A 12,386-nucleotide genomic window follows, 5' to 3' on the forward strand; every position below is an offset into this window, starting at 1 on the left:
GAGCTTAAAGGGTAATACTTTCGATACAGAACCTGTCGAACGACCATTACTTGGCCTAGGTGCCCTACTCTTCTTGCCAAATTAAGTTTCTTGAGAGCGCTTAGGTATATCAGAAATAGGAAGTACATATGTCTGACTCAAATTGGCTCAGCGAATTCCCGGAAATGGATGCCTCTGATCTCAGGGCGATTCGCAAAACACTCGACGGCGCCTATAGAGATTTCTCTCGCGAGTATGGTGAACTCATTGAGTCTCTGTTTGATCCGCTCCTTGCTTTTCTTGTCTGGTTTGAAAAACTTCTGATTTCTACACCTTGGTTCATTATTTTAGGTGTCTGCACCACTCTCGTTTATGCCGCCAGCCGCTCTTGGAAACTGGCCGCTGCATGTTTTGGTTCGCTGATTCTGATTGGCTATTTTGGAATGTGGGAAGACACTATGCGCACGCTCAGTATCATCACTGTATGTACTATGCTTGCCATAGCACTTGGTATCCCTATCGGCATCGCTATGGCGCGCTCTAATCGCATTCAGTCGGTGGTAACACCATTACTCGACGTCATGCAAACCATGCCGGCATTTGTGTATCTCATTCCAGTTGTGATGTTATTGGGCATCGGGAAAATTCCTGGCCTTATCGCAGTAGTGATCTACGCGATTCCACCGGTTATTCGTTTAACCAATTTGGGCATTCGTCTAGTTGATAAAGAAGTATTGGAAGCCGCAACCGCATTTGGTGCCAGCACTCGGCAACGGCTTTTTGGGGTTCAGCTTCCGCTTGCAATGCCAACCATCATGGCGGGAATTAACCAAACGATCATGATGGCACTGTCAATGGTGGTCATCGCATCAATGATTGGGGTAAAAGGTTTAGGTCAGCCTGTTCTAAAGTCTATTACCAATCAATATTTCACTCTTGGTCTTCTCAATGGTTTAGCAATTGTCGCCCTAGCAATCCTTTTTGATCGTGCTTCACAAGCGTATGCGAAACGCACTCAAGCTCATTTAGGAGACTCAAAACATGACTAGTCCACTTATCGAAATCAGCGGTCTGTATAAAATCTTCGGCCCCAAGCCCAATAGCGTGATTGAGCGCGTTAAGTTGGGACATAGTAAAGAGCAGGTTTTAGCGGAAACGGGCCATACGGTCGGACTAAAAGACATCAACCTGCAAATTCAAAAGGGTGAAATTTTTGTCATTATGGGGTTATCCGGTTCTGGAAAATCCACCATGATTCGCCACTTCAACCGATTAATCGATCCAACCATGGGGCAGATCTTGGTAGAAGGGGTGGATGTCATGCAACTTTCTAACAAAGAACTTGAACAGTTTCGCCGTCACAAGATGTCTATGGTGTTCCAACGCTTTGGCTTACTGCCTCATCGCACTGTTATCGACAACATCGCATATGGTTTGGAAGTTCAGGGAATGAATAAAGAGGCGCGCTTAGAAAAAGCAAATGAATGGTTAGAAACCGTTGGACTGACGGGTTATGAGCACCAGTATCCTGCTCAACTATCGGGTGGACAGCAACAGCGAGTGGGCCTTGCACGGGCACTGGCTACCGACGCCGAAATACTGTTGATGGACGAGGCTTTCTCAGCATTGGACCCTCTGATTCGGAGCGAAATGCAAGATCAGCTGGTAGAGCTGCAACAGAAGCTGCACAAAACCATTATTTTCATTACTCATGATTTAGATGAAGCGCTTCGACTTGGCGATCGCATCGCGATTCTTAAAGACGGTGAACTTGTCCAACAAGGTTCACCAGACGAAATTTTACTGCATCCTGCCGATGAGTACGTTGAAGCCTTTGTAAAAGACGTCAATAGAGCGCGAGCACTGACGGTCGAAACGCTGATGCAGCCACCTTCGTACTGTGTTCGCGCTGAAACCATTGAAGATGCGCTGAGTGAAATGAAAGGTGTTAAACGTGATTATGCCTACCATGAGACCAATGCAGGCTATCAAGGCGTGATAACACAGCAAGGATTGCTAAACGCAGCGAAGTTAACTCATATATCAGATTGGCGTGATGATATCTATGAAGAGGTGCCTATCATCTCTCCACATTTAGCCATTGAGCAAGTGCTGACTGAAGCCATGTCGTGTGAATATTCACTGCCCGTCATCGATGAGCACGGCAATTTGAAAGGCGAATTAAATCGTCAGGTTATTGCGGAGCTGTTTTCTGATCAACGAAGCACAAAACGAGGCACTTCACGCTCAAGCTTCAATAACGTTTCTTAGATGATGTTGATAATACAACTCACAATAATGTGGGCTGTTATCAATTAACTCGCTCCCACTCCCCTTTTAGATATTTGTCTGTGGGCTCAAGCTTGATACCCAAAGCAACATTTACATTGTTCTGATTTTCCTGACAATTTCATGCTCATATCCGGTTTTATTGACACAGTTAGATCATTCTATTGCTTTTTGATGACGCAAATCCTCGATAAATGTCTACTATTACTCTCATACAAAATCTTGATTTAAAGAGGGATAAAATGAAAAAGACAATGTTGGCACTAACAGGCGCGGTAATCATTCTTGCAGGCTGTCAAGATGAGAAACCTGCCGAAACAAGCGCAGTTGAAGTACCTCAGGCAACGGAAACTGAAGTCACCACCAGTGCAGACGTTACGACTGAGACAATTGACACGTTACCAGTAGAAGAAGAACAGGTAATTACTGAAGAGACATTTGTAGACTCTGAACACAACGCACAAAGTGCTCTGGACTGGAACGGCACCTACAAAGGAACACTACCTTGCGCGGATTGTGCTGGTATCGATATGACCATCACACTAAATCAAGATGGCACTTACGTACTTGAAGAAAGCTACCAAGACAAAGAAGACGGTCAATCAAAATCTGAAGGTCAATTCACTTGGGACGCAAATGGCAGCATCGTAACGTTGACAAATGAAGATGCACCAAACCAATACTTTGTTGGTGAAAACGTACTTATGAAGCTAGACATGAATGGCGAAAAAGTAACGGGTGACCTAGCACCACTATACAACTTAACGAAACAGTAAGAAGTTAGTATCAATACCTGATAAATACCCCAAATCCGAGCCACCCCAGCTCGGATTTTTCGTTATTTTAACGAAAACTATTTCAGCAACCTTTCTATTCTGAAGCAACATTCTGCTTCTTACCCTGATTGTTCATTACATTTCCATACGCTTTGCCGATAGATGCTTACAACATTATTTTGTACAGTGTTCAAAACAAAACAGAACAACTCGGAAAAATGATGAAAAAAACATTAATTGCACTACTTACTTTGACAGCTGCTGGCTCAGCTTTTGCTGGCGATACTTACATTCGTAACGGTAATATCTACAACAACGAAGGCGGTTGGAACGTAGAAGCTGGTGTGGCTCAAGGCAGCGATCTTTTCAAAGATCAAAAGCATAATACAGCACCAATTCTCAACGGTGGTTACCATGGTGACGACTTTAATGCCGACCTAAGTGGCATTAACTACCGCTTCTTCGGTAACACCAATGAGTTAATCAACATGAGTGCCTACCTTGTAGGTAGCGGTGTAATGCGCGACGGTGATACAGCGAAAAGCCTGAAAGGCACAGATAAACGCCGCTTCGCCGTCGATCTAGGTTTAAACGCAGACTTTACACTGGATCAAAACAACGTCATTTCTACGTACCTTCAGCACGATATCAGCGGTGCTTACAAAGGTTACTTAGCGGGCGCGACTTACTTCCACATCATGAAATTCGGTAGTGTTGATTTTGTTCCTTTTGCTAACCTAACTTATCAAAGTGAAGACTACGTAGATTACTACTTTGGTGTAAAACAACGCGAAGCAAACGCAAACCGCAAAGCATACAAAGGTGATTCAACGGTAAGCTATGGTGTGGGCTACAAACTTGTTATGCCAATCAACGACAACTGGCAAGTAAGCCAAATGACACAATACACGCGCCTAGGCAGCGGTATCAGCGACTCTTCTATCGTTGATAGTGCAAACCAATGGGTTGTTGGCGCAAGTGTGTCGTACAACTTCTAATCCGACACGCCCTTATAAAGCCATCATTTCGATGGCTTTATGCGTTGGACATTTGCATAATCTTGAACACAGACTCTAGTGTGAATGAGCAATCCATAACCTATGTAAATCGCTATAGCCTGTATTCTTCACCTGCACACCTCGCACTTGCTGTGTTTTTGTCACTTCTTCGTAGCCAACAAACAAAGGCAAATATAGGTACTGATCGCGCAGCGCTTTCTCTAGGTTTAATAAAGACTGTAGCGAGTGATCATCTGCCATCGCCCTGCGAACCTTTTCTCTGTGGCTTAACATCTGGCTTTGATCAAAACTAAAACGCAGTCCAGTTGCTATCGACAGCCATTCGAAGATGCCATATTCAAATGGTGCTTCCATGACTTCCTCAATGAAGAGCAAATCTGCTTGGTGAGACACTACCTCAGGAAAACTAATGTCATCAATAACGACGATCTCCAACTCCAATCCCGTTGCACGAATCACACTGTGCAACCATTCGGAATGGCGAATTAGACTCGGTATCGTCCAAACAGGTTCAGCTAATACCACTTTACCTTTCAGTTTAGGTATCACACCACCATCTGTTATTGATAAATCTTGCTCATGAGTCTCTAACTGAATGCTGTCAACGGCACTTGGCGCATCATAAATTCGCTTTTGCACATGGATGTAATCAGCGAGTTGATACCAAGTCTCTTTTGTGAGTTGGGATTCCACGCGTTCGCGGTAGGTCAGATATGAAAATGCGCTAATTTTTTCCACTTCAACGTGATCGGAGCTTTGGTTAAAGCTCAACATATTTAAGGTTTTAACATCACCATGAGACAGCGTTATTTGATCTAACAATGCGCGTGCTGAAAAATACTCTTTGTGCGCTTCAAGAGTCATACTCTCCTGGTTCCAGCCGCTGATTTTAAATGGTCCAGTCCCTATGTGGTAGGAATAACTAGAACCGAAAGAGACGACATCTCGACACAGAATAGACGCATGAGGAGTTGCTAGCATGTATGGAAACAACTTGTTCGGATGCTTCAATATAATTTTTAAGCAGTTAGATGTTTCTGCAACCACGCTATCAATGCATTGCCAGAGCTCGTGAACTGGTCCTTTTATCTCCCTGAGTCTTTCTATACTCCAAACCACATCCTGTATGTTAAGGGGCTCGCCATCATGGCGATATATGCCTGGCCGCAACCATAACGTCATTACCTTGCCTTCCATTTTCCATTCGTGTGCTAACGATGGCTCGATACCACCATTGGAATTTTGGGTCAGCAATACGTCATAAACGCTTTTCGCGACGTGTAATTCAGTGTGACGGTAAGTATTCGCAGGGTCGATTTTGGATACCCAAGGGTAAGAAGAAATCAAAATAGCGTTATTTGATTCATTCAATCGATTCACTTTTTCAGATGCGATAGTTAGTGCTCTAACCGCGGTTTGACCGAACCAATCAATAAGTTTCGTTATTGAGTTCATTCTTCCTCTGCCAAGCTCCTCAACCAAAAACTCGGTCATCGCTTGTTGGAGGGAAATATTAATACTGAGACGGCTAGCGTTACTTCGGCCAATCGCAGGTTGCCAATCGACCCAATCGTAAGTGGCAAGCTTTTTCATCACAATAGAAACATTGCGCCTCGACGTGCAAATCACCGCTTCTAGCTCAGAAAGCGTAACAAGGTGATACTGGTGAGGTTCAAAGTGCTTTAACAGTAGATCCAGATACCTAAGATTGACATCGTTCACAAAGATTCCTAAGAGTTATTCCAAAGCAAAAAAATAGCACAGGACGCTTAGCAACTAAACTTCCTGTGCTATATCTAAACAAATTCAAAGCTTGGACTCAGCTCGACCAACAGAAGTCAAAAACGTTTACTAAGCCAAGAGGTAACTTGAATAAGTATTCTTAGAAACGGTAGCTCATACCTACAGAGAACACATTGATGTCTGCATCAACCGTTACTTTTTCATTGCCAAATTTCGCAATGTCTAGCTCAGGCATCATGTATTCCCATTCAACTTGTAGAGCAAAGTTTTCAGTAATAGCGAACTCTGCGCCTAAACCGTACATGCCTGTTACAGTGCTGTCAGAAATGGTGGTATGGCCTGCGCTACCGTCAATCACAGAGTTGCTAATTTTGAATTCAGCATTGAAGTAAGAAAGACCAGCTTTAGCAAAAAGGTTGAAACGATCGCCAATCGGTAGAGTCGCTTTTGGCTGAATCGATAGATACTTCATATCACCAACAGTAACAACTTTGCCGTCTAAAGCATCGTAGCCACCAATGGCTGCTTCTAGAGAAATGTATTCGTTGAATTTGTAACCACCGAATACTTTGCCTGAAAGGCTTGAGTCATCTTCAAGTTTAAGTTTAGTGCTAGCGTTAGTACCACCACCATTGATAGAGCCATTAACATCACCAAACGATGCTTGACCTACAGATGCACCAACGTAAGGAGCTGCGTTTGCAACAGAACATGTTGCTAGAAGGGCTGTCATTAGCCATGTTTTTTTAAACATTGTATTTCACTGCCTGTTAATTATTGAGGTTGTGTTTTGCCCATCCTTAAGCATGCCATGCTATCCATTTCACTTGGTTTCAAAACCAAGTGGATGTTAATGAATAAAAACTCAATAAAACATGAAATATTTAGACACAACTTTGCCACTTTCTTTCTTAATTTTGACAATTTAGTCATTTCACAAGCATTGCTGCTTCAACCAGTTAGTGAGCTTGATGATTTCCGCTTGCTTGGCTCGACTCTTTTTATGAATAAAATAAAAGCTGTCTCCGGTTTCCAATCCATGAGAAGGGATGTACACCAAATCGTGCGCTTTATCTCTTTCATTGAGCATAAAATCATTCGCAAATGCGATGCCTTGATCATAACGCGCCGCCTCTATTGCCAACAACATATGACTAAAATGTTGAACATCGACATCTTTCGGCAAGGTGTAACCGCCCGCTCTGCACCACTCAGCCCAATCTTTTCCTCTCTCTCGATAAATTGAGTCTGTCGACAAAATAGGGTATCGCCAAAGCGCTTCTGGAATCGGTTGATCTTGCAACTCTTTCCAAATTTTATGGCTGCAGACCGGATACAACGTCTCCGCGTATAACTTTACCGACATGTAGTTTCGCTTTGGCTTCTCTACCGTGATAAAACAATCGCCAACGCTGTCTGTCTGTTCAGGATCACCAACGACCATATTGAGTGTCAGATCGATTTCTGGATGTAAGCGCTTAAAATCAGACAAACGCGGAATAAGCCACTTTACGGCAAGCGAGCTATAAATCGCCAACCGTATGCTGCCTTTGTCCCCTTCTCGCACCTTTTGGCTGGCCATCGCAATTGAGCTAATTGCTGGGCTAATATCCTCTAAATAGCGTGCGCCCGTATCGGACAAAGAGAGCTTTCTGCCTTGACGGATAAATAATGATTCACCCAAATAATCTTCTAATAATCGTATCTGGTGGCTAACGGCACTTTGCGTCACATTGAGTTCTTCAGCAGCAAGCGAAAAGCTAGAGTTTCTGGCAACAGATTCAAAACAGTGAACCGCTCTGAGTGGTGGCAATTTCATTATCTAAAAATCTCATACTTAAACTAATAAATATCACTTCACTTCATCCTATGACATCACCTACTCTTTGGCAAAGAAAGAGGAGAGGAAAAAGTGAAAGTTACATCGGTCGGAGCAGCGATGCTGCTATTAATTGTTGGAAATCTCATTGCGGTGCTTTCGGACTCTTTAATTAAAAGTGTCGGAAATGAAGTGCCTATTTTTCAATTTGTCTTTTTCCGACAAATTTCAGCGGTGCTTTTCCTGCTGCCAGTCTACTTGCTAACAAAAAATGCGCCTTTTCTTGAAGGGTTTAAGTGGCATGCTGTTCGCGCTCACGTATGGTTACTTGGTGCAATATTCATGGTTTTGGCGATCTCATCTTTACCGCTCGCAACTGCGAACGCGATCTTTTACGCCGCGCCATTAATCATGCTGCCGCTTGCCGCGATATTTTTTGGCGAACAGCTATCTAAACAATCGGTCGCGGCTGCGATCATGGGCTTTGCTGGAGTGTTGGTCATCATTCGTCCAGATCAAATCGACTGGGCAGCGATTTCGGCTTTAGTTGTTGCAATTACTTTAGCAATCAATAACTTGCTCATTCGAAAACTGCCAAAAAATCAGTCTGTGATGCAAACGTTATTGATGACAAACTTGGCAGGTATTCCAGTAGCCTTCTTGCTTGTTCTGATCGAAGCAGAACCTTGGGACTGGAGTGCTTTCCCTGTTGCTGCTGGCTCAAGTTTGTTCATCATGATTTATGCAGCAACATGTGTCATCGCTTACCGCTCGATCGATAGCAACAAAATTGCCAGCGCTGAATACAGTGGCTTAATTGGTGCCGTGTTTGTGGGATTGATTTGGTTTGGAGAAGTGCCTGATATATTTATGGCAATAGGAACCATTATGATTGTTGTGCCTCTGGTTTGGCTTTCTAAACGAGAGCGTCGCAAGAAAAAGTTGCAAGAGCAACAAGAAGCGCACGTTACTTAAAGTTGTGCTCTAACCCAAAGACTAAAAAACCGAGCCGTAAGTGCTCGGTTTTTTTATGTGGCTCTAATCGGTTTTTACGTAAGCGACTACGTGAGATAAAAACTGCCTTGCAAAGCGATCATTAAACCGGATGCGATATTCATGCTCGGCTTCCGACACTAGACGCCAGCCTTCAGCAAAGTATTCTTTGATATCATCAACCGCCTCTTCTTTATTTTTGATGTGTTTCGCGTTCCACTGATAAGTGCAAGAGACAACGATCAGCCCACCCACATTGGTGGTTTTTTTTAGAGCATTGATCACGCTAAGTGGCGACTCACATTGATCAATCACATTTAAACATACGACTAAATCAAAGCGAGATTGGAGAGTATCGAGCTCAAAAGGCTGGTTAATTAGCGTCAAATCAACATGAGCACATTTCTGTACGATACCTCTATTCTCTACCTCTAAAGTGTTTAAGGTGTTCACATCGTGAAGGTAAGTAAGCCCGACGCGCTGTTCTTCTATTAATAGTTGCTTCAAGCCATCCATTAACCTATTTGAAGGCTCCACAAGCGTCGCTTCTTTAAGGTTAGGTAAGCGTTGCACTAGCTCATAATAATTTCTTCCCAACGCCGCGCCAACCTCAAGTAGGGAATACGGCTGAACGCTGCTTTCGATTACCGCCTGCGCAATAAAATCAGCAACTTGGGAGCAGTGAGGTGATGACAAAAAAGAAAGTGGGACTTGTTTTGAGCGACTGGTTATCATCTCAATCTGTTGATCCTCAATGAACTTGTCGAACCATTGCGCTTCGAAATAACCAGCCAGACCGTGCTCGGTCAGGTAAAAATCTTCCATGCTTTTTCCGTTCGTACTTTAAGAAAAGTGATTGTATCGAACGCGGAAATTAACGGGTATTTCTGGCCGCACATTCCAATGGGAAAACAGATGAAAACGCCGCTTATGTGAAAAAGCCCTTTCGTCTCAAAGATAAAAGGGCTTGTTAATTACTTCGGTTGAGGAGCTAGTTATTGCGGAAGAACAACTTTGCCATCTTGAATTGGGAACGTTTTTGTCGCTGGCTTGCTCGCCAAGCGAACCGTCGTTGGTGCACCTGAAACTTCGTAAGTGACGTCGTAACCCACTACTTTATCAGATGTCGTATATTCTGTATGACACTGTTTTTTCGTCGTTGTTACTACATCACCTTTTTGCACATTTTCCTGGATCTTACGACCTGTCAGTGCACCAGCAATCGTACCAGCTGCAGTTGCAATCACTTTACCTGAGCCACCACCGATTTGGTTGCCCAGCGCAGCTCCAGCTGCTGCGCCACCAACCGTACCAATAATTTTATTGTCATCCGCAGGGGCAACTTGCTCGGTTACTACCACATCTTTACATACTTGGTGCGGCTTTTTCACCGTTTCAGTCACCGCTTCAACCAAAGTAATGTTTGCTTGAGTTGGAGCTGGTGGCGTTTTGTCTTTACAGCCTGCTAGTACAGCAACAACTGCCGTTGCAATTGCGATAGATTTCATATTCATGATTTACATCCCAGTATGGTTTGCTTTGATGAGCGTTATGGTAAATCGCAAAAGGGAAATCACATCAGACGAAAACAAACCCTCTGTTATTAACAAGTAAAGAAACACTGTTTTATAAGAGGTACGTCAAGAAACACTCAGCAGAATGTCAACAGAGATAAAACTGTATCACTACTGATTATGATTGGGCTGGACTAGTCTATGAGATTTATTTTTAAGCCAAGCTCAAAAATAGTTCGTCATCCGTTAAATACTTATGACGGTGGCTTAGATTACGCACGTGCATAAACATAAAATCAGGGAAACCAGGCGCTATAATGTTATTTGGTTCCCAGCATACACCGCCAACAAACACATATCGCCCCTGCTTGTCATCTTCGTGAAGGGGGTTATTAAGAGGAGAAGAAAACTCTGCTCGGCAACCTTCAACCACACAAACAATTTGTCCTTTAAAAAGGCCAATCACGCGCTTTACAAGATTTGCCTTGATACCACACCTCCATGCTTGGCGAGTGGCCATCTCATAGCCATATTTTCGGATCGCTTTCTTTTGCAAATGTACTACTAGGTTCATTTTGACTCCTGATTCAAGCAACTACGTGAAGCCCAAAGTCATAAAAGCAGATAGACGTCTATACCCGAGTGAGCTCATGGTACGTGGGAATAAACTACGTGATTAGACTGAGTTTAGTGTCGGATGAGATACACCGTCCACGATGCTGTAACGTATCGATTTACACTAATCAAAGGCAGATAACACATCAACTTTTGAGTGCTTTCCTGCGCTGTATCTGGTTACTTCTGTATATTACTATAACGAAATCACCCTCCACGTTTACCTATATAAATTTGTCGTAACGATAGAGGGTGCTTATCAAGGAGAGAGGATAACGCCTACGCGTCAATGAGATAATTTTGACCTTCAGTTTCTAAACGATCGATCATTTTACGACACTCATTTAAATCAAGAGGTTGTTCAAAGCGGCGCTTGAGATTCATCAAAAAGAAGATATCTTCACACATGGCTTTCTCAGGTTCGTCACTGATTTTGGCGACCGGTGAACCATTGCACGTGACCATTTTTATCACGATAGAAAGTGGCTGGTAGGCTTCACCATCTTTATTGACATAATCACCCATATCATTGGCAAGAAAAGTACCTATACCAAAACTCACCTGAATACGTCCTTGGAAATACTCGCAAATATCTAACGCTTGTTCGAAGTTAAGTCCGTCGGTAAACACCAGTGTTTTTGTTAATGGGTCTATATTCAGCGACTGGTAGTGTGCAATCATTTTTTCACCCCAGCTATAAGGGCAACCACTATCGTGACGTACACCGAAGTACGCGTTACTTAGTTCTTCATCAAAGTCTTTAAGGAAAGCATCGATACCAATCGTATCGGTTAACGCAATACCTAGTGCACCATTAAACATTTTTTGCCAACGTTGCAACGCCACTTTTTGCGAATCTCGCACATTCACCAGAGCTTGGTGTCCCATAAACCATTCATGAGCAACGGTGCCGATAGGCGTCAAGTTTAGCTCTTTTGCTAAGTGATAGTTGCTTGTTCCTGTCAAACATTCCGGCACTTCCTGGCACAAATATTCCAGCATAGTGCGCTGAGCTTGGAAGGAAAAACGTCGACGCGTCGACATGTCAGAAAATTTAAAGTTAGTGATGTTACGACGTTTTAGTTCCGACTTTAGGTGCCGAATTTTCTCTTCTAAAACAGTGGTAAATTGCGCAACAGGGATATCTGACCAACGCTGACGGCTACGAACTTCAGACACGATGCTCATGATGATCGTTTCGTACAAGATGGTATCTCGCCACAAGCCGTTAATGGTAATTCTTAACTGGCTTGAGCCATCAGCCATGGCTTTATTATGGAAAGAGACATCACTTTGTGGGTTGAAACGGAAATGGCGCAGTGCATCAACAAAGTCAGGATTCAGGTAAGGCGCGACACGCTTAATATATTCAATTTCTTCTTGCGTAAATTGAATATCTTGCAGTTTAAGGACTTCGGCTTTTACCTCGGGCAAAAGCTCAGAGAGGTCTTCCTCACTGCGCACGATAAACTTATATGACACCATCGCATCAGGGTAAAGCGCTGTTACAGCGCTCATCATATTGACTTTGTAGACATCGAAATCCAAAGCGCTTTGAATGATGCGGGAAGAAAATAGTTTGGTGGTCATTAGGTGCCCTTCTACATGCCCTTCCTGGGTATATAACTTTTTGTTACTA

The 12,386-nt window shown here is 43.3% G+C and carries 12 protein-coding genes; 5 read left to right on the forward strand and 7 right to left on the reverse strand.

Annotated features, from left to right (window positions below; genetic code table 11):
* Positions 1-128: 128 nt before the first annotated feature.
* The 4 genes from R7E42_RS03590 to ompV all read left to right on the forward strand — a co-directional run bounded on the left by R7E42_RS03590 (position 129) and on the right by ompV (position 4,042).
* Positions 129-1,028, forward strand: a complete 900-nt coding sequence (locus R7E42_RS03590) for an ABC transporter permease (protein WP_005373926.1) — start codon at positions 129-131, stop codon at positions 1,026-1,028.
* Positions 1,021-2,250, forward strand: coding sequence for a quaternary amine ABC transporter ATP-binding protein (locus R7E42_RS03595; RefSeq protein WP_154204190.1), 1,230 nt, complete (start codon positions 1,021-1,023; stop codon positions 2,248-2,250). Before R7E42_RS03590 ends, R7E42_RS03595 begins: the two co-directional genes overlap by 8 nt.
* A gap of 260 nt (positions 2,251-2,510) precedes the next feature.
* Positions 2,511-3,044 carry a copper resistance protein NlpE gene (locus R7E42_RS03600; RefSeq protein ID WP_005373930.1) on the forward strand — a complete coding sequence of 178 codons (534 nt, stop codon included), beginning with the start codon at positions 2,511-2,513 and terminating at the stop codon, positions 3,042-3,044.
* A gap of 221 nt (positions 3,045-3,265) precedes the next feature.
* On the forward strand, positions 3,266-4,042 hold the full coding sequence (ompV, locus tag R7E42_RS03605; RefSeq protein ID WP_017635134.1) for an outer membrane protein OmpV: 777 nt from the start codon (positions 3,266-3,268) through the stop codon (positions 4,040-4,042).
* 75 nt (positions 4,043-4,117) lie between these two features.
* Here ompV and R7E42_RS03610 read toward each other — a convergent pair whose 3' ends face one another.
* The 3 genes from R7E42_RS03610 to R7E42_RS03620 all read right to left on the reverse strand — a co-directional run bounded on the left by R7E42_RS03610 (position 4,118) and on the right by R7E42_RS03620 (position 7,625).
* Entirely contained in the window at positions 4,118-5,785 is a 1,668-nt protein-coding gene (locus R7E42_RS03610; protein WP_130546440.1) for an ABC transporter substrate-binding protein, read from the reverse strand.
* Positions 5,786-5,945: 160 nt separating this feature from the next.
* Positions 5,946-6,560: an outer membrane beta-barrel protein gene (locus tag R7E42_RS03615; RefSeq protein WP_005373936.1), complete on the reverse strand. Its 615-nt coding sequence runs from the start codon at positions 6,558-6,560 to the stop codon at positions 5,946-5,948.
* 180 nt (positions 6,561-6,740) lie between these two features.
* Complete coding sequence (locus R7E42_RS03620; protein WP_005392662.1) at positions 6,741-7,625, reverse strand: LysR family transcriptional regulator; 885 nt, start codon at positions 7,623-7,625, stop codon at positions 6,741-6,743.
* 93 nt (positions 7,626-7,718) lie between these two features.
* On the opposite strand from R7E42_RS03620, the gene R7E42_RS03625 reads away from it, so the two are divergent.
* Positions 7,719-8,600: a DMT family transporter gene (locus tag R7E42_RS03625; protein ID WP_005373940.1), complete on the forward strand. Its 882-nt coding sequence runs from the start codon at positions 7,719-7,721 to the stop codon at positions 8,598-8,600.
* 63 nt (positions 8,601-8,663) lie between these two features.
* Here the strand turns inward: R7E42_RS03625 and R7E42_RS03630 are convergent, their stop codons facing one another.
* The 4 genes from R7E42_RS03630 to pncB all read right to left on the reverse strand — a co-directional run bounded on the left by R7E42_RS03630 (position 8,664) and on the right by pncB (position 12,337).
* Positions 8,664-9,443, reverse strand: coding sequence for a class I SAM-dependent methyltransferase (locus R7E42_RS03630; protein ID WP_262652639.1), 780 nt, complete (start codon positions 9,441-9,443; stop codon positions 8,664-8,666).
* 170 nt (positions 9,444-9,613) lie between these two features.
* A complete protein-coding gene (locus R7E42_RS03635) occupies positions 9,614-10,132 on the reverse strand; it encodes a glycine zipper 2TM domain-containing protein (protein WP_262652638.1) in 519 nt (172 codons plus the stop codon).
* 214 nt (positions 10,133-10,346) lie between these two features.
* Positions 10,347-10,706: a hypothetical protein gene (locus R7E42_RS03640; RefSeq protein WP_017819785.1), complete on the reverse strand. Its 360-nt coding sequence runs from the start codon at positions 10,704-10,706 to the stop codon at positions 10,347-10,349.
* Between the two features lie 320 nt (positions 10,707-11,026).
* Positions 11,027-12,337 carry a nicotinate phosphoribosyltransferase gene (pncB, locus tag R7E42_RS03645; protein ID WP_047102848.1) on the reverse strand — a complete coding sequence of 437 codons (1,311 nt, stop codon included), beginning with the start codon at positions 12,335-12,337 and terminating at the stop codon, positions 11,027-11,029.
* Positions 12,338-12,386 lie beyond the last annotated feature (49 nt).

This window comes from Vibrio sp. Vb1337 (genome assembly GCF_033338715.1).
Classification (GTDB): domain Bacteria; phylum Pseudomonadota; class Gammaproteobacteria; order Enterobacterales; family Vibrionaceae; genus Vibrio; species Vibrio alginolyticus.